Origin of the sequence: Fructobacillus parabroussonetiae (assembly GCF_018437265.1) — a bacterium.
Lineage (GTDB): Bacteria > Bacillota > Bacilli > Lactobacillales > Lactobacillaceae > Fructobacillus > Fructobacillus parabroussonetiae.
On sequence record NZ_JAAMFL010000001.1, the window covers coordinates 85,816 to 102,201 of the forward strand.

General features: G+C 47.8%; 17 protein-coding genes, 2 tRNA genes and 1 other annotated feature. Of the genes, 17 read left to right on the forward strand and 2 right to left on the reverse strand.

Going from position 1 to position 16,386, the window contains the following annotated elements; genetic code table 11:
- Positions 1-9 precede the first annotated feature (9 nt).
- Positions 10-657, reverse strand: coding sequence for an NAD(P)H-hydrate epimerase (locus G6R30_RS00465; RefSeq protein ID WP_213820398.1), 648 nt, complete (start codon positions 655-657; stop codon positions 10-12).
- A gap of 76 nt (positions 658-733) precedes the next feature.
- Here G6R30_RS00465 and G6R30_RS00470 point away from each other — a divergent pair, with 76 nt between their 5' ends.
- The 12 genes from G6R30_RS00470 to G6R30_RS00525 all read left to right on the forward strand — a co-directional run bounded on the left by G6R30_RS00470 (position 734) and on the right by G6R30_RS00525 (position 8,948).
- Positions 734-1,063, forward strand: a complete 330-nt coding sequence (locus tag G6R30_RS00470) for a hypothetical protein (protein WP_213820400.1) — start codon at positions 734-736, stop codon at positions 1,061-1,063.
- 73 nt (positions 1,064-1,136) lie between these two features.
- Positions 1,137-1,224: transfer RNA gene (locus tag G6R30_RS00475), tRNA-Ser, on the forward strand.
- 111 nt (positions 1,225-1,335) lie between these two features.
- Complete coding sequence (locus G6R30_RS00480) at positions 1,336-1,896, forward strand: hypothetical protein (protein ID WP_213820402.1); 561 nt, start codon at positions 1,336-1,338, stop codon at positions 1,894-1,896.
- A 297-nt stretch (positions 1,897-2,193) separates the two neighbouring features.
- Complete coding sequence (locus G6R30_RS00485; protein ID WP_213820404.1) at positions 2,194-2,745, forward strand: NADPH-dependent FMN reductase; 552 nt, start codon at positions 2,194-2,196, stop codon at positions 2,743-2,745.
- Entirely contained in the window at positions 2,742-3,098 is a 357-nt protein-coding gene (locus G6R30_RS00490; RefSeq protein ID WP_213820406.1) for a DUF1304 domain-containing protein, read from the forward strand. Before G6R30_RS00485 ends, G6R30_RS00490 begins: the two co-directional genes overlap by 4 nt.
- A 4-nt stretch (positions 3,099-3,102) precedes the next feature.
- Positions 3,103-3,414: a CHY zinc finger protein gene (locus G6R30_RS00495; protein ID WP_213820408.1), complete on the forward strand. Its 312-nt coding sequence runs from the start codon at positions 3,103-3,105 to the stop codon at positions 3,412-3,414.
- A 106-nt stretch (positions 3,415-3,520) separates the two neighbouring features.
- Complete coding sequence (locus G6R30_RS00500) at positions 3,521-4,447, forward strand: lactate/malate family dehydrogenase (RefSeq protein ID WP_213820410.1); 927 nt, start codon at positions 3,521-3,523, stop codon at positions 4,445-4,447.
- A gap of 113 nt (positions 4,448-4,560) precedes the next feature.
- Positions 4,561-4,806 (forward strand) — a binding site (T-box leader).
- Positions 4,807-4,876: 70 nt separating this feature from the next.
- Positions 4,877-5,722, forward strand: coding sequence for an SAM hydrolase/SAM-dependent halogenase family protein (locus G6R30_RS00505; RefSeq protein ID WP_213820412.1), 846 nt, complete (start codon positions 4,877-4,879; stop codon positions 5,720-5,722).
- Positions 5,706-6,281: an ECF-type riboflavin transporter substrate-binding protein gene (locus tag G6R30_RS00510; RefSeq protein WP_420798107.1), complete on the forward strand. Its 576-nt coding sequence runs from the start codon at positions 5,706-5,708 to the stop codon at positions 6,279-6,281. The genes G6R30_RS00505 and G6R30_RS00510 overlap by 17 nt, the downstream gene beginning before the upstream one ends.
- A 15-nt stretch (positions 6,282-6,296) precedes the next feature.
- Positions 6,297-7,976: an ABC transporter ATP-binding protein gene (locus tag G6R30_RS00515; protein WP_213820415.1), complete on the forward strand. Its 1,680-nt coding sequence runs from the start codon at positions 6,297-6,299 to the stop codon at positions 7,974-7,976.
- Positions 7,969-8,793 carry an energy-coupling factor transporter transmembrane component T family protein gene (locus tag G6R30_RS00520; RefSeq protein ID WP_213820417.1) on the forward strand — a complete coding sequence of 275 codons (825 nt, stop codon included), beginning with the start codon at positions 7,969-7,971 and terminating at the stop codon, positions 8,791-8,793. The genes G6R30_RS00515 and G6R30_RS00520 overlap by 8 nt, the downstream gene beginning before the upstream one ends.
- An 82-nt stretch (positions 8,794-8,875) precedes the next feature.
- Positions 8,876-8,948: transfer RNA gene (locus G6R30_RS00525), tRNA-Asn, on the forward strand.
- Between the two features lie 44 nt (positions 8,949-8,992).
- Here the strand turns inward: G6R30_RS00525 and pnuC are convergent.
- Positions 8,993-9,721, reverse strand: coding sequence for a nicotinamide riboside transporter PnuC (pnuC, locus tag G6R30_RS00530; RefSeq protein WP_213820419.1), 729 nt, complete (start codon positions 9,719-9,721; stop codon positions 8,993-8,995).
- A 324-nt stretch (positions 9,722-10,045) separates the two neighbouring features.
- On the opposite strand from pnuC, the gene G6R30_RS00535 reads away from it, so the two are divergent.
- The 5 genes from G6R30_RS00535 (at position 10,046) to G6R30_RS00555 (ending at position 16,295) form a co-directional block, all read left to right on the forward strand.
- Positions 10,046-11,311 carry a NupC/NupG family nucleoside CNT transporter gene (locus G6R30_RS00535; protein WP_213820422.1) on the forward strand — a complete coding sequence of 422 codons (1,266 nt, stop codon included), beginning with the start codon at positions 10,046-10,048 and terminating at the stop codon, positions 11,309-11,311.
- Positions 11,312-11,462: 151 nt separating this feature from the next.
- Complete coding sequence (locus G6R30_RS00540) at positions 11,463-11,849, forward strand: hypothetical protein (protein WP_213820424.1); 387 nt, start codon at positions 11,463-11,465, stop codon at positions 11,847-11,849.
- A gap of 35 nt (positions 11,850-11,884) precedes the next feature.
- The gene (locus G6R30_RS00545; RefSeq protein WP_213820426.1) at positions 11,885-12,370 is read left to right on the forward strand and encodes a hypothetical protein; all 486 of its coding nucleotides are present in this window, start codon (positions 11,885-11,887) and stop codon (positions 12,368-12,370) included.
- Between the two features lie 126 nt (positions 12,371-12,496).
- Complete coding sequence (locus G6R30_RS00550; protein ID WP_213820428.1) at positions 12,497-13,297, forward strand: hypothetical protein; 801 nt, start codon at positions 12,497-12,499, stop codon at positions 13,295-13,297.
- Positions 13,298-13,616: 319 nt separating this feature from the next.
- Entirely contained in the window at positions 13,617-16,295 is a 2,679-nt protein-coding gene (locus tag G6R30_RS00555) for a valine--tRNA ligase (RefSeq protein WP_213820430.1), read from the forward strand.
- The last annotated feature ends 91 nt before the right edge of the window (positions 16,296-16,386 follow it).

Below are 16,386 nucleotides of genomic sequence, written 5' to 3' on the forward strand. Positions count from 1 at the left end.
CTTGAGTAATTATTGGATTGAGAAGGCAAAGTCATCGGCAGTGATCAGGCCAATGTTTTGTGTGATGACCCGGCCGGCCATCTTTTTTCCTTGACCGCGCTGGCAACCGGCTTTTGGATAACCGAAGGCGATGGTTGCCTTGGCTTTCAAAGCCGCCCCACGAACTTCGCCAGAATCGGCGTCGATACCGGTTGGCATATCGAGGGCGACAACGGTGTTGTCGATATGGTTGGCCGCCTTTAACATCTTTTGGAGACCGTCGGGCAGATCCTTGTTCAGGCCGATTCCAAAAATGGCATCGATGATTAAGGAAGGCTCCTTAAAGTCGGACTTTTCAGCTCGCGGAACACCGCAGGCATTGGCGGCCTTCAGTTGGTTCTTGACGGCCTGACTGGCCCGGTTGACATTGCCAACAAACTGGAGTGTGACTGGAATCTTTGCCTGATGGAGCAATCGGGCAAGGGCAACGCCATCGGCCCCGTTACCGCCCAAACCGGCTAATACTAAGACCTTTGACAGGTCGAAGCGGCCGGCGGCCAAGACATTCAGCGTCGCCATGGCTGCACGTTCCGTCAAAACAGCAGTGGATAAGCCGCTTTCTTCCATTGTGTAAGCTTCGATTTGTTGCATCTCATCGACCGTTACGAGTTGTGTCATGTTTTCCACCTTAGTATAATAGATATAGTTATTATAGTATAGAAACGTATAAAACGCAGTGAAAAGGAGACCGGCAATGGATAATCTTGAAGTCGCCGATGACTATCAACAAGTAAAAGACCAGGTGGCCATCTTGAATGCCCGTGGTGAAAAGGTGACGGAAAATCAGGTGATCAAGCGGACCTTGAAGCGCAGTTTAGAGCAGATTTTAGATTACCGAATGGACGGTACTTTTTACACGGTGGCCTGGGATGATGAAGGCAACCTGGCGTTGACCGATGTTTATGACAAGCCTGCGGGCGTGATCCGTCCAATTGGCGATTCCTTGATTGAAGACTTTAAAAAAGACGACCAGGGTGTTTGGGATCACTTTAACTTGGCCATCATGAAATCCATCGCCCGCTAAGGAATCGACGGGCCGTTCCGGCCTTCTTAGCTTGTCGACAGGCAGATAATCTGGTATAGTATTATCTGTTATTGGAGAAGTACTCAAGAGGCTGAAGAGGCGCCCTTGCTAAGGGTGTAGACGTGTTAAAGCGTGCGAGGGTTCGAATCCCTTCTTCTCCACTATCGATAATAAAGGCTGGCATCGGTAGTCAAAATGACTGGTGTTCAGCCTTTTTTTATTATTTGAAAACAAGGGAAAATCAGCGATTATTTCGCAGGAATTAGAAGAAAATGGGGGCTATGGGGATGGATTCGAGTCAACTGATTGCATATTTAGAAAAGCAGTATGAAAATAATAACAAGTGGCTCGGCCTGTATAAGTTATCGAGGAACATTTTGATTTTTTGTTTCGTTTTTCTGGTTTTATCCTTGTTCATTAACTTTGCCCCCTTTGTCCTGTTAATTGCATTCCTGGGTATCTGTGGTGTCTTTTTCATCGTGCGTCAGATTCGGTTTGTCACTGAGATTAATCTGTATTTACAAGATTTAATCGATCATACGAATATCAGAACTTTAAACTTGCGAGAACGCCCAAAGCAGTCGATAAAAAATTTTTTTGCTCGACACAGCCTGATCTACTGTATCTTTCTCAGACCACCTTACTATTTATACGGCATCATCAATAAGAAAGAAACCTATGAACTGATTGTCTTCCCCTTTAAAGAAAATGAAGAGGTAGCGATCATAACTGTTCCAAAAGATGATCAACGGTACGACAAGATGCTTGGTGAACTATGGGTGAAAAGGAATAAGCTCTTGGCCATGCCAACGCCTCTGATTCGTCATTTTTAAAAACAATTCATGTTGGCGTTGGACTTTTCAGAAGATGAATAATTCAGTGATGGGTCTGATTGATGACCAACATTTGCAATTAACTGCTGGTCATCGTCTAAATTCGAAACGCAAACAGGTGCGTTTTTGGCATACATGGCGGCGGAGCCAAATCGCGCGCGGTAGTGCGCAAGAAAAATGGGGCCGACGGGAATTGGAAAAAGTGTGCCCCTTCCCCTTCGACTATTAAAAAGCGCCACGGTTGTTGGCAAAAGGCTTACAATAGACAGAGAAGATTCGTTTTGAAAGGACGTCATAATGAAAGTTGCCATATTAGTTGGATCGAATCGGCAGGTGTCGGTGTCTCGAAAAGTCGCCCGCTGGCTCCGGCCTTTGTTAGAGATGAAGGGATTTGATGCCGAAATTCTGGACTTAGCCGAAATTAATTTACCCTGGTTGGATGAGCCAGAGCTCCCTGCTTCAGGACTTTATCAACTGGAGGCAACGAAAACCTGGTCCGAAATGGTCAAGGGGTTCGATGCCATGGTGATTGTCTTTCCCCAATATAATTGGGGTTATCCAGCGGTGCTGAAGAACGCCTTGGATACGCTCTACCAGGAATGGCAGGGGCTGCCGGTTGCGACGATGGCGATTGGCTCACACGGTGGTTTTCAAGGGGAATTGGCACTGTCGCTCGTCTTGCAAGGCTTAAAGATGAAACGTTTAGCCGTGAATCCACGGCTGTCCATTAAGCCGGATGAGATTGCACGTGATGCCGAGGAAGCAGAAATCGCTGCCTTCTTAGCACCTTATCTCGATCAAGTTGACTTGTTGGCACAGGCATTAAATGCTGAAGGAGCGAAAAAATGATGCTATTGACTAAAATTTTTGCCGTCTTAGTGGCCTTGGAGTTTTTCTATATCTTATATTTGGAGACTTTTGCCACCCAATCAGAAGCGACGGGGCGGGTCTTTTCCATGACGGAAGCAGACTTGGCCAATGAAAAGGTCCAATTGCTTTTCAAAAACCAAGGCGTTTATAACGGCTTGATTGCCCTCGGGGTCTTGTACGCCGCCTTTTTCCAGCAGTCACTCTTGCTGCCCTGCCTGCTCTACATCTTACTGGTAGCGGCCTACGGTGCTTATTCGGCTCGAAAAGTCGGCCTCTTTTTCAAGCAGGGGGCGCTGGCCTTGGTGACCGTGCTGTTACTATTGTTGGTCTAAGACGATGGCAGCAACGATCATTCACGGATTGGGTCTTGGACCTGAGGGCACCTGTCAGCACTATCATTCCGACCTTGATGTCGTGGCGCTGTTATGTGGGACTTGTCAGGCTTACTTTGCCTGCTACCACTGCCACGATGCCTTGCAATCACACGCCTTTACGGCAGTTGACGAAGGGGTGGGCAAACCGGTTTTGTGCGGGCGTTGCCGAACAAAGTTAAGTTATCAAGCTTATCAAAAGGGCTTTTGCCCGAATTGCCAGGCTGCCTTTAATCCGGCCTGTGCGCGCCATCATGATTTTTATTTTAAAAGCTAGTCAGGGAAACCTGGCTTTTTTATTTAAATGAGTAAATTTTAATAAAATCATTGACATTCCGCTTTAATAAACTTATTCTTGATTAAAAGAAAGTGGGGATGCCGTCATGCGAAAAGTTGGAATTATTGGAATGGGCCACGTGGGTTCTGCTGTTGCACACGCCATGGTGCAGGAGGGGGACTTTGACGAGTATGTCTTGATTGACAAAAAGGAAGAAAAAGTTCGGGCGGAAGCCTTGGATTTGGAAGATGCGGCGGCCAACCAGGACAGCGCTTATCGAATCATCATGAACGATTATGGTGCGCTGTCGGATGCTGACGTCGTCATTTCAGCAGTCGGCAATATCCAGTTGCAGCACAATAACCCAACAAAGGATCGCTTTATCGAGTTACCCTACAACGTTGATCAAGTGCGCCAGGTATCTGCTCAGTTGAAGCAGACAGACTTTGCTGGGGTCTTGATTGTGATCACAAATCCCTGCGATGCCATTGCGGCCCTTTATCAGCAAGAAACCGGTTACCCTACTGAAAAAGTCATTGGAACCGGAACCTTACTGGACACCGCCCGCATGCGTCGTGCCACCGGTGCGGCTTTCCAGGTTTCGCCAAAGTCGGTCAGCGGGTATAACCTTGGTGAGCACGGTAATACGCAGTTCACCGCATGGTCAACCGTTGCTGTAGCCGGGCAACCAGTCGAGAAGCTGGCGAAAGCGAAAGGCTTGGATCTGGCAGCCATCGAAAAGGATTCGATTGTGGGCGGTTACACGGTCTTTTCTGGTAAGGGCTTTACCTCCTATGGCATTGCCTCAGCTGCCATCGTTTTGGCTAAGGCTGTCGTGTCGGACGCCCATCAGGAATTGCCGGTCTCCCATTATCAGGCCCGCTTTAACACCTATCTGTCCACACCGGCGGTTGTCGGCCGACAGGGGATTGTGACGGAGTCGGCGTTATCTCTAACGGCGGAGGAAGAGAAAAAGCTTTCCCAATCAGCCGATTCGATTGCGCAGAAGTTTAACGAAGTTGTTGGAAAGTAGATTGATTCATCAACCTTCCTTTTTTAATGTTCGTGTTTTATTAAAAATAATCGGTATTAGTTAATAATAAAGTTATTATTGACTTTTATAACCGAACAATATAAGATATAGTTATTGAAGCGATGAAGAGATAAGTAAAAAGAGTGGACAGCTCAGAGAGCCGGTGTTTGGTGAGAACCGGCCTGTCAGTATTTTGAAAATGGTCTTGGAGCTTTTGTTGGGGTGAGCCTTTGTGAGCCCTGGCCGGGAATCGCCCGTTATAGCGAAGGCTTTTCCAACGAATTGGAGAAGTTAATGAGGGTGTTTTCGCAAGGAAACGCCAAACACACCAGGTGGTAACGCGAACTTTCGTCCCGGGTAGGTCTTTTGACCTATCCGGGTTTTTATTTGCCATCAAAGACAGCGGGCTCAATGAGCAGGAGGAAGAAGATGAAAGCAGCACTTGTATTGCAGACGGATTTTGGTTTGAATGATGGCGCCGTGTCGACCATGTACGGCGTTGCCCGCCAGGTCGACCCAGGGGTGACGGTTGCGGATTTGACGCACGGCATCACGCCCTTTAATATCTTTGAAGGATCCTTTCGACTCTCCCAAACGGTGAAGTATTGGCCGGCGGGAACGGTTTTTGTTTCTGTGGTTGATCCGGGGGTCGGATCAAAGCGCTTGTCGTTGGTGGCCAAGTTGAAGACTGGCCATTACGTGGTCACACCGGATAACGGAACGTTGACGCACTTGGACAAACTCTATGGCATCGAAGCGGTTCGAGTGATTGACGAAAGTATTGACCGCTTGCCTGGCTCTGAAAAGTCCGCGACTTTCCACGGTCGAGACATCTATGTCTACAATGGCGCTCGCTTAGCCGGTGGGGAAGTCACTTTTGAAAATATCGGAAAGCCATTGCCGGTCGAAGATATCGCTCGGTTGCCTTTGAATCCGGCTCGGATTGAAGGAAATAAGGTTGTTGGAAACGTCGACATCACCGACGTCAACTTCGGTTCGCTTTGGACAAACATTGAACAGGACCGCTTCGACCAGGAATTTGGCGCTCGCTATGGGGATGTTTTCTTGGTGTCGGTCTTCTACGAAGGAAAGCGAGTATACCAGGCCAAGCTACCTTACTACAAGACTTTTGCTGATGTTAAAAACGGCGAAACGCTGATTTACATGAACTCGGTTTACACGGTTGGAATTGCCATTCGAATGGGCTCGATGGCTGCAGAAAACCACTTGTCGGCCGGACAAAACTGGACAATTGAGATTGAAAAGGTGCAATAAAATGAAGAAAAAAGGGTTAGCAACAAAGGATGTGGTGGCGATTGGTATCGGGGCGGCCGTCTTCTTGATTCTCTTCAAATTCATCGCCATCCCAACGGGGATTCCGAACACGCAGATAAATGTCGCGCAGTCTTGGTTATCCTTGTTATCGATTATTTTCTCGCCAATTGTGGGCTTTTTCGTTGCCCTTTTGGGCCACAGTTTGAACGACGCCGTTTCATACGGGTCGATCTGGTGGTCCTGGGTCATTGCCGATGGGCTTTACGCCTTCATTTTTGCCTTGTTGGTAAAGCGTGCCCACCTGCTTCGAGGGAAACTGACGACTTGGAAGCTGCTTTGGTTCAATGTTAGCCAGGCGATTGCCAACGTTGTTGCCTGGTTGGTGATTGCGCCGACTTTGGATATTTTGATCTATGCCGAACCCGCTAACAAAGTCTTTTTGCAGGGTGGCTTGTCCGTTGTTGTCAACATTATTTCGACGGCGATCATCGGGTCGACTTTGTTATCCCTGTACGTGAAAAACAAGGGGCAGCAAGAATTACTTCGTAAAGAAGATTAAGAAAGAGAGACTGGAATGGTTGAGACAGCCATACAATTAAAAGACCTTTCCTTTCGTTATCACAGCCAGGCGGAAGAAACGCTGAAAAATCTGAATACCACCATTAAAAAAGGCAGCAAAACCTTAGTTTTGGGTCCTTCGGGTTCTGGGAAATCGACTTTGATTTCTTTAATCAACGGCTTGGTGACGGATAAAGACGGTGAAATTTCGGGAACGCTGACAATCGATGGGCAAGATCAACAGGCAGGGGATGCCTTTGAACGCTCCCTGGCCGTCGGGACGATTTTGCAAGATACGGATCGACAGTTCGTCGGCTTAACGGTGGCAGAAGACATCGGTTTCGTTTTAGAAAACGAAGCGGTTCCGGTTCGACAATTACGGGCGGCTGTCAAGCGGATGGCCGAGCGCTTAGAGTTAACGGCCTTGTTGCCGCTTGGACCAGAATCCCTGTCGGGTGGACAAAAGCAGCGGGTTGCGATGGCCGGCGTTTTGGTTGGGGATAGCCCAATCCTCGTATTGGACGAACCTTTGGCTAGTCTTGATCCGAAGACGGGCCAGCAAATTTTGGAGACGATTGACCAGCTGCACCAAGAGGGCATTACGATTATCATGGTTGAACACCGTTTGGACGAAGTGCTGCGCCAGGGTGTTGATCAAGTGCTCGTGCTACAGGATGGCGAATTCGTTTTCGATGGGCAGACCGCTGACTTACTGAAGGAACCGGCCTTTCATGATTGGCAGTTGGCCCAACCGGCCTATCTTTCGTGGATTGAAAACAGTGGCTACCCACTGGCACAGCTGGAAAACCGGCAAGATGTTGACCGAGTGACGGGGCCGGGCTTGGCTGAGGCGCTTGAAAAGCTGGGGCAGTCAGAAGCGGCCACTTCGATTGCCAAAGTCGGAGACGACGAAGCTTTGTCTGTCAGCAATCTTTCCTATGCCTATGGGGACCGACAAATACTGAAAAATTTGTCCTTTCGCATCGAACGCAATCGTTGGCTGGCGCTGATTGGGGAGAATGGCTCAGGTAAGTCAACGTTGGCCAGAATCCTGGCCGGCTTCTTACCGATTCAAACGGGCTCGATCCTGGCGACTGATGCTGGATCGCCCGCTGGTGAACGGATTGATTTTGCCGACTTAACGCTTTCGGAACAGGCACAGTACGTTGGCTACGTCTCACAGAATCCGAATGAAATGTTGATTGGCCTGTCGGTTTTCGATGAGGTCGCGACGGGATTGCGACTGCGCAACGTCCCAGAGCAAATCATTGAAGAAAAAGTCTTCTTCGCTTTGAAAAAGGCCAACTTGTATCCCTACCGGAACTGGCAGAGTCAGTCGCTTTCCTTTGGTCAAAAGCGTCGACTTTCAGTTTTGGCGGTGGCAATTTTGGAACCAGCCGTTTTGATTTTAGATGAACCAACGGCCGGTCAAGACGATGTTTCAGCAAAGGGTTTGCTGGAGTATTTGTCGATATTGCGTCAAGATGGCATCGCACTTGTGACCGTGACCCATGACATGGCTTTGATTGAGAAGTGGGCGGATCAGGTGCTTTCGTTTGTCGACGGTCAGCTATCCGAAAAGATGCGGCCGGCTGAACTTTTTCAGTCAAAGTCCTTACTGAAGGAGACGGCCTTGATTACACCATCGGACCAGATTTTAAGAGAGCGTTTGTTGAAGGGGGTGTCCCATGACTGATTTTCTTGGCTATCAAGAACGTGATTCCATTGTTCATCGGTTAAACGCGACCAGCAAGTTGCTGGCCTTTCTCTTGTTAACCGTCGCAGGGATTCTTTCCTTTGATATTCGCTTCCTGCTTTTGCTGACGGCTTTTGCCGGACTGCTGCTCGTTCTTTCAAAAATTTCCTGGCAATCGATTCGAATTTTGGTCTACTTAACGGTTGTCTTTGCCCTACTGAACTTAATCCTGATTTACGTCTTCGCACCGCAGTATGGGGTGGAACTTTACCAGACGAAAACGGTTTTGATTGGTTCTGGGGACTACGCACTGACGAGCCAGCAATTGTTTTATGAACTGTTGGTCTTGCTGAAGTATTGTTTTTCAGTCCCTCTTTCGCTAGCCTTCTTGCTGACCACGCAGCCCTCCCAATTGGCGGCTGGCTTAAACCGGATTGGCGTTTCCTACAAAGTCGCCTATGCCTTTTCGCTGACTTTGCGTTATCTACCAACGGTACAAAACGAATTCCAAACGACCCGAAAGGTTCAGGAAGCGCGCGGCTTTGCCTTGGGGAAGAAAGCATCGTTGGCGAAAAAAGTCGTCGCCTCCACGCGACTTTTGTTAGCGCTCGCCTTTTCAACGTTGGAAAAGGTGGAGACGATTTCAGACGCCATGGCCTTACGTCGTTTTGGTAAAAAGAAGAAGCGGACTTGGTATTATAGTCAACCATGGCGAGTGGGCGACTGGTTTACCTTAGCTGTGGCCATTCTGCTCTTACTGCTGGCTCTTTTCCTGGTTTCTGTTGATGGAGGGCGTTTTTGGAACCCTTTTGTTTAACATTAAAGGAAAAGAGAATCTTTTAAGAAATGATCATTATTTCTTTTATCATGTGGTAAAGGATTGTGGCATCATGACCCATTGCCTTGTCGTTCGGTTGGTCGAACATCGCACTGTTAATGCGAAGGTCGCTGGTTCGAGCCCAGCCGGGACAGTCCATCTAAAAAGCACCCACCGAAAAACGGTGAGTGCTTTTTTCTTAGTTTTTTGATTTTTGATACCAGTACCAAACACCGTATAAAGCATTGACCAGCATGACAATTTGCAAGACGAGCATGGAAACGGCGTAGGAACCATCGAGAACAAAGATGTTTCGGGCCCAGACCGTTACCTGGACAACGTCGACTAAAATCCAGGCAAGCCATTGGGAACGGTAACCGTAGGTCATGAGTACCTGGCCAACAATGTTTAAGGGAAGAACGGCGGAATCGAGATAGATTTGCAGGCCGTGTAGGTGTTTGGAGATTGACAGCACGACCAGGTAGGTTGCAATCGTTAGGATGAAAACGGTCAAAGCCAAAGGCTTTGATAAGGCTTTGGCCTTTAATTCACCCTGATCATCCCGCGCCCTTGCCCAAAGTCTTATGCCGAAGAACTGCATGACGAAGGCAAAACCCTGAGCGAAAACATCGCCGAAGGTACGGGAGTGGAAGGCGACGATTAGCCAAGCGGCTGTGCAAAGAAGCCCCCAGAAGAAGTTGCTTTGCTTGCCCTGGTCGACGAGGGCGAGGTTAATCACGGCTGCCAGACCGGTCCAAAGCGTCAACCAGGCAAGACCTGAGCGATCGGCTGACAGTGAAAAAGTCAGCACTTGTGCGCCAATCATCAGGGCGAGCAGTCCCTTTGTTGCTTGCTTCAAGGTGACCAAGTCCTGCCAGATGGCTTTGGGGCTAAAAGTCAGTCGAAGACTTTCGTTGATTTGTTTCATATTCTTTCTCCTATTGTTTTTTAGGTGCCGTCATCGGAAGCAACGCACCGGATTGAATGTTTCACCAGATGGTGAAACATTCCGATTATAGCACAGTGTGCTCGAAGGAGAGCAATGGTCGAATAGTCGGGAATTCGATTGTCGCTTGAGTAAATGATACTTTTTAATTGAAAATATACGTTATTTCCGAACAATTTTATTGTTTTAATTGAAATATTCGGATTTATTTACTGTTTTTTTAGGCAAAACACTCGTCCTTTTATTTTCTGATGGTATAATTAGGATGTTTATGCAAACTGTCGGAATTACACAGGGGGTAACGACATGTATTTATTGGTTAACGCGATAGGACTGCTAATCTTCATTGGTTTAGCAGTCCTATTTTCGAAGAATCGGTCCAAGATTAACTGGCGTTCGATTGCGACGATGGTCGTCGTCAACTTAGCTTTGGCCTGGTTCTTTACGTCCTTTTCCATCGGACGGGACATGGTTGATGGTGCGGCAACTGGCTTTAACGAATTAATCTCGGTGGCTCGCGAGGGAATTGACTTTGCCTTGAAGCCAACGGGCATGGCCTTGCCAAGTAACTTCTTTATCTCAGTGTTGCTGCCAATTCTGTTGGTTGTGCCACTCTTTGATATTTTGACTTACTTCGGTATCTTGCCATTTGTGATTAAATGGCTTGGAAAGGGCTTGTCAAAGCTCTTCGGACAGCCAAAGTTCGAATCGTTTTTCTCCATTGAAATGATGTTTCTTGGCAATACCGAGGCCTTGGCGGTTTCGGCTTTGCAGTTGAAGAAGATGAAGGCTGATCGCATGCTGACCTTGGCCATGATGTCCATGTCTTGTGTGACGGCTTCCGTGATTGGTTCTTACACGCAAATGATGCCGGGCCGTTACATTTTGACGGCCGTGCCAATCAACGTCATCAACGCTTTGATTGTCACAGCCATCTTGAATCCGGTTGAGGTAACGCCAGAAGAAGATACGATTGCTAAAATCGGCGCTGCGCCAGCTGCTGCCGAAGACATTGATTCCGGCTCAGAGAAGCTGGCAACCAAGGAAGTTGAGAATGCGGTTCATGAAGAACGCGAACCATTCTTCTCCTTCTTGGGTGACTCAATCCTTGGTGCCGGAAAGTTGATTTTGATCATCGCAGCAAACGTTATTGCCTTTGTTGCTTTGGCGGCCATGGTTGATAAGCTGCTTGGTTTGGTCAACCCTTGGTTGTCACTTGAACACATTCTAGGTATTATTATGTACCCATTTGCCTGGTTGCTTGGTGTCGGATCACACGCCTTTGATCTCGCCCAACTCATGGGAACGAAGTTGGTTACCAACGAATTCGTTGTCATGGGGACCGTAACCAATAAGATTAGTCATTTCCCAGATCACTACGCAGCGGTCTTGACGGTCTTCTTAACTTCCTTTGCGAACTTCTCGACAGTTGGCATGATTGTTGGTTGCTTCAAGGGAATGGTTTCAGACGATAAGAGTAAAGTCATTGCCAAAAACGTTGGCTACCTGCTCTTGTCTGGTATCTTGGTTTCGCTTTTCTCAGCGGCCATGGTCGGACTCTTCGTCTGGTAAAAAGTGAATAAAAAGGCGGCCTCCGGGCCGTTTTTTGCGTTTTCAAAAGTCAGCCACCCCCGGGCTGACTTTTAATGTTATTGGCTCTTTTACCAGAAGCCTGCTAAAATGAAAGATGAAGCTTTCGTTGTTTTGGAAAGGACTTTGGCAAATGGCAGAAGAACAAAACGAGTCAGTTAAGAAGAATCAAGACGTGCAAGAAAAGGTCGATGACAAGCAGTCGAACGATCAATTGGAACAGGCAAAGGCCGAAGCCCAAAAGGGCGCCCAAGCCGCCGTTGATTCCGCAAAAGATGTGGTCGACCGTGTGAAGAACCGCTCCGAGTGGTCAAATCCGATCATTGTCGTGCTGGCGGTGATTGTGCTACTCGTGTTGATTCGCCTGCTGTTTGGCTCACTTTTCAACGCCCTCTTTACTTATTTGGGTGAATTGCTCATGGCTGTTTTGACGAAGAGCCTGTGGCCGATTGTCTTTGCTGCCGTTATTTTCTATTACCGGCACGAGATTCGCGATTTGTTGAATCGTCTGGGTCGCTAATTGATTTCAAGTTTTATAATTGAAAGGAAATAAATATGTTATCACGTTCAAAGCGTCGTCAAACCGATAAGCGCGGCTTGACCTTTTATAAAAAATGGTGGTTTTGGTTGCTAATCGTTTTGGTTGTTGGTGGAATCGCCCTTTACATGGTTGGTGCTGCCTCATCAAAATCTGATGATGACTCCCCAACACCTGACATTTCATACTCTTCAACTAAGCACCACTCAAGTACCTCAACGTCTTCATCAAACGATGATGAGGACACGGATGCTGCAAACGATGAAGCGGCAGCCAAGGCTAGCTCGGAAGCAGCTGCTGCCAAGTCTGCACAAAACGCTAAGGCTGCAGCCGATGCTGCTGCAGCGGCTCAATCATCTAAGAACGCCGCGGCTTATTCTTCAGAATCCGCAGCTAAGCAATCGGCCGCTGATGCTGCTTCAAAGGCAAGTGCGGAGGCAGCTTCAAAGGCTTCTGCTGATACTGCTAATAATAACAACAATAATCAACAAAACCACCAGTAATTTTTAATAAAGAATTAAATCTGGTAAAAATGTTTAAGAACAGCCTAAGAAGGCTGTTTTTTTGTATACAAATGATCGTCAAAAGGTATACTTATTTCTGTTGAAAATAGGGATAGGATGAAGATGATGACGATAACGCGTAAAAAGATTCTTTGGACGGTTTTGCTGCTAGTGGTTGCGACAGCTGCAACAACAGCGGTTTTAATTCAGCACGGGCGTGAAGAAAGTAAACGTGCCGCAGCGGCGAAGTCTGAGTCGATTAAAAATCGGAAGGCTGTGCAGCCTCTGTTGAACATTAAGAGTGGTCAGACGAAGGCTGTTAATGGTTTGAAGATTCAAGTGGAGTCGATTGCCAAAACGGACTACAAGGCTTATGGCACGCGCAGCGTTGCCAAGTTTAAGCTGAAGATGACGAATACGACCAAGTCGAATCTCTATATCGTTGCCGCAGCGCCACACGGTGCCTTTGATGCCGGCTTTGCCGATTCGGAAAACTGGAATTTAACGGGGGTGGCGACGGATAACATCTCAGCCAAGTATTGGACGCCAAGCATTTCCTTGTTTACCAATGACAAGGGTGATCTGAAGGATAAAAACCTGATTAGTGACCAGCTGCGGAAAAAGTCCGGCGTAACACTTGGTGTCGGTGCCAATTATAAGTACCTTTGCTGGAAGTTGAAGCCTGGCCAGACAATCGCAGGAAACGCCTACGGGGTTTACGATGCCAATCCAGATAAACCGGATCAATTACCGGTTTTGAAGGTGAATAGCGATCAGATTGGTGTGCCAAAATCGACGGTCGACCTTTATCGCGATGAGTATAAGCGCGAAGTCAAAGAAGGAACGGAACGCGAAAAGGCCATCAAGGAAGAGCAAGAAGCCGAAGCAAACAGTGAACAACAAGCAACAGATGATAATGCTGAATGATTGGCGGGTCGGTCTAAGTGACCGGCTTTTTTTCTTATAGCAATAAAAACTTGACTAAGTTCTGGAAGCTTTGTAAACTTAAAACTACCTAGAGGAGTATGCAGGCGCTGCTAGAAAGAGACTCGTTGTTTGCTGGAAAACGGGAGAGTTAATGCGGAAGGTTGCTAGGGCTAACAATTAAGTTGAATGAAGTGGTGCTTTCAATGTTATTGAAAGCGCAATTTAGGTGGTACCACGTGCAAGCGTCCTAATCGAATGATTAGGGCGCTTTTTTATGGCAATCAATCTAAAAAGCTCCGATAAAAGTGAGGAAAAACCAATGCGTGAAGTCAACATGTCAACCAAATACGACCCAACGGCGGTCGAAGCCGGTCGCTACCAAGACTGGTTGGATAACAAGCTCTTTGCCCCTGAAGCCAACAAGGCGATTCAGGGCAACGAACCCGAACCTTATTCCGTGGTGATTCCACCACCAAACGTGACGGGAAAGTTGCACTTGGGCCACGCCTGGGACACGACTTTGCAAGACATGTTAATCCGTCAAAAGCGGATGCAGGGCTTCGATACACTCTGGTTGCCGGGAATGGACCATGCCGGTATCGCCACCCAGGCAAAGGTTGAACAGCGCTTGCGTGCAGAAGGCGTTTCCCGTTATGATCTGGGTCGCGAAAAGTTCGTCGAACAGGTTTGGGATTGGAAGAACGAGTACGCCTCAACCATCAAAAAGCAGTGGGGAAAGATGGGGCTGGCCCTCGATTACTCCCGCGAACGCTTTACCTTGGACAAGGGCTTGAATGAAGCGGTTAACAAAGTCTTTATCGATCTTTACAACAAGGGCTTGATCTACCGTGGTGAATACATCATTAACTGGGATCCCCAGGCCCGGACGGCTTTATCAGATATCGAAGTGATTTACCAGGACGACGAAGGGGCCTTCTACCACGTTAAGTACCCATTTACCGATGGGACGACGCTGGATGGCAAGGACTATATCGAAATCGCCACGACCCGTCCCGAAACGATTTTTGGGGATGTGGCCGTTGCCGTGAACCCTTCAGACGAACGTTACAAGGACATCGTTGGCAAGACGGTCAAGGTGCCTTTGGTTGGCCGTGAAATTCCAATCATCGCCGACGAGTACGTGGAAAAGGACTTTGGAACGGGGATGGTCAAGATTACACCAGCCCACGATCCAAATGATTTCCAGGTCGGAAACCGTCACGATTTGGAACGCATCAACACGATGACCGAAGATGCGCACATGAACGCCAATGCTGGCAAGTACGAAGGCTTGGACCGTTTTGAAGCCCGTAAGGCCATGGTCAAGGACATGGAAGCCGCTGGTGACATGCTAAAGATTGAGCCATACGTTCACTCGGTTGGCCATTCAGAACGAACCGGTGTGGCCATTGAATCACGCCTATCAACGCAGTGGTTCGTTAAGATGGAGCCCTTGGCTAAGCAGATTTTGGCCATGCAGCAAAATGCAGATGAAAAAGTCAACTTCGTACCCGGTCGCTTTGAAGATACCTTTACTCGTTGGATGGAAAACATCCGTGATTGGGTGATTTCTCGTCAACTCTGGTGGGGACACCAAATTCCAGCTTGGTACAAGAATAAGGGAACGGATCAAGAAGAAATCTACGTCGGTGAAGAAGCACCAGGCGCTGACTGGGAACGTGATCAAGACGTTTTGGATACCTGGTTCTCTTCTGCTCTCTGGCCATTTTCAACGATGGGTTGGCCAAACAACTTGGACGAGGACTTTGCCCGCTACTACCCAACGAATACGTTGGTAACGGGTTACGACATCATCTTCTTCTGGGTTGCCCGGATGATGTTCCAAGGAAAAGAATTTACCGGGGAACGACCATTTAAGAACGTGTTGATTCACGGTTTGATTCGTGATGGCGAGGGACGAAAGATGTCTAAGTCCCTTGGTAACGGGGTTGATCCAATGGATGTCATTGAAAAGTACGGAGCTGACGCCCTGCGCTGGTTCTTGGCAACCGGTTCAACGCCAGGTCAAGACGTTCGCTTTACTTACGAAAAGATGGACGCGGCCTGGAACTTCATTAATAAGATTTGGAACGCTTCCCGCTATGTCATCATGAACTTGGAAGACGACACCGTTGCCCGTATTCCGGATGCCGATAAATTGTCCTTGGCGGACAAGTGGATTCTTGACCGCTTGAACAAGACGGTCAAGGAAGTGACGGATAACTTCGACAAGTTTGAATTCGGTGAAGCTGGTCGTGACCTCTACAACTTCATCTGGTCGGACTTTGCTGACTGGTACATCGAAATGACCAAGGAATCACTGAACGGTGATGGTGATAAGACGGCGGTCCAAGAAACATTGGCCTACGTTTTGGACCAGACTTTGCGTTTGTTGCAACCAATCATGCCGTTCATGGCCGAAGCCATTTGGCAGGAAATGCCTGCACAGGCTGGCAAGGATGCTCACCTTGGCATTCAGGCTTACCCAATTTATAAGAAGGAATTGGAAAACGAAGAAGCGGCCGCTTCCTTTAAGTCCTTGCAAGATTTGATTGTGGCGGTCCGGACCATTCGTGCCGAAGCCAAAGCACCAATGTCAAAGGAAATCGACGTGATGATCAAGGTCAAAGACGAGCAGTTGGTTGCCATCTTTAACGATAACGCCGATTACATCCAACGCTTTGTCAAGCCAAAGTCTCTGACGATTGCAGCCGATGTTCAAGTGCCAGACTTGGCCATGTCACAAGTCATCTCGGGTGCTGAGATTTACGTACCACTTGCTGGTTTGATCGATATTGACGCTGAAATTGAACGATTGGAAGGCGAATTGGCGAAGTTTGACAAAGAAGTGAAACGTGGCCAAGGGAAGCTTTCAAATGAAAAGTTCGTTTCTTCCGCACCTGAAGCCGTTGTGGCAAAGGAAAAGGAAAAGTTGGCCGACTGGCAGGAAAAGGCTGCCTCAACCAAGAAGCGTTTGACTGATTTGAAGAAAGCCTAAGCTTTATTTATTGACAGCACATAAAAAAATCCTCACCTTTGGTGGGGTTTTTATGTTAATTTAGTATAGATTCGTTAATCTGATGTTGAGC

What these genes read in the sequence shown, in the direction of transcription:
- G6R30_RS00465 (WP_213820398.1), bottom strand. Translation starts at nt 657, where the DNA reads ATGACACAACTCGTAACGGTCGATGAGATGCAACAAATCGAAGCTTAC.
- G6R30_RS00470 (WP_213820400.1), top strand. Translation starts at nt 734, where the DNA reads ATGGATAATCTTGAAGTCGCCGATGACTATCAACAAGTAAAAGACCAG.
- G6R30_RS00480 (WP_213820402.1), top strand. Translation starts at nt 1,336, where the DNA reads ATGGGGGCTATGGGGATGGATTCGAGTCAACTGATTGCATATTTAGAA.
- G6R30_RS00485 (WP_213820404.1), top strand. Translation starts at nt 2,194, where the DNA reads ATGAAAGTTGCCATATTAGTTGGATCGAATCGGCAGGTGTCGGTGTCT.
- G6R30_RS00490 (WP_213820406.1), top strand. Translation starts at nt 2,742, where the DNA reads ATGATGCTATTGACTAAAATTTTTGCCGTCTTAGTGGCCTTGGAGTTT.
- G6R30_RS00495 (WP_213820408.1), top strand. Translation starts at nt 3,103, where the DNA reads ATGGCAGCAACGATCATTCACGGATTGGGTCTTGGACCTGAGGGCACC.
- G6R30_RS00500 (WP_213820410.1), top strand. Translation starts at nt 3,521, where the DNA reads ATGCGAAAAGTTGGAATTATTGGAATGGGCCACGTGGGTTCTGCTGTT.
- G6R30_RS00505 (WP_213820412.1), top strand. Translation starts at nt 4,877, where the DNA reads ATGAAAGCAGCACTTGTATTGCAGACGGATTTTGGTTTGAATGATGGC.
- G6R30_RS00515 (WP_213820415.1), top strand. Translation starts at nt 6,297, where the DNA reads ATGGTTGAGACAGCCATACAATTAAAAGACCTTTCCTTTCGTTATCAC.
- G6R30_RS00520 (WP_213820417.1), top strand. Translation starts at nt 7,969, where the DNA reads ATGACTGATTTTCTTGGCTATCAAGAACGTGATTCCATTGTTCATCGG.
- pnuC (WP_213820419.1), bottom strand. Translation starts at nt 9,721, where the DNA reads ATGAAACAAATCAACGAAAGTCTTCGACTGACTTTTAGCCCCAAAGCC.
- G6R30_RS00535 (WP_213820422.1), top strand. Translation starts at nt 10,046, where the DNA reads ATGTATTTATTGGTTAACGCGATAGGACTGCTAATCTTCATTGGTTTA.
- G6R30_RS00540 (WP_213820424.1), top strand. Translation starts at nt 11,463, where the DNA reads ATGGCAGAAGAACAAAACGAGTCAGTTAAGAAGAATCAAGACGTGCAA.
- G6R30_RS00545 (WP_213820426.1), top strand. Translation starts at nt 11,885, where the DNA reads ATGTTATCACGTTCAAAGCGTCGTCAAACCGATAAGCGCGGCTTGACC.
- G6R30_RS00550 (WP_213820428.1), top strand. Translation starts at nt 12,497, where the DNA reads ATGACGATAACGCGTAAAAAGATTCTTTGGACGGTTTTGCTGCTAGTG.
- G6R30_RS00555 (WP_213820430.1), top strand. Translation starts at nt 13,617, where the DNA reads ATGCGTGAAGTCAACATGTCAACCAAATACGACCCAACGGCGGTCGAA.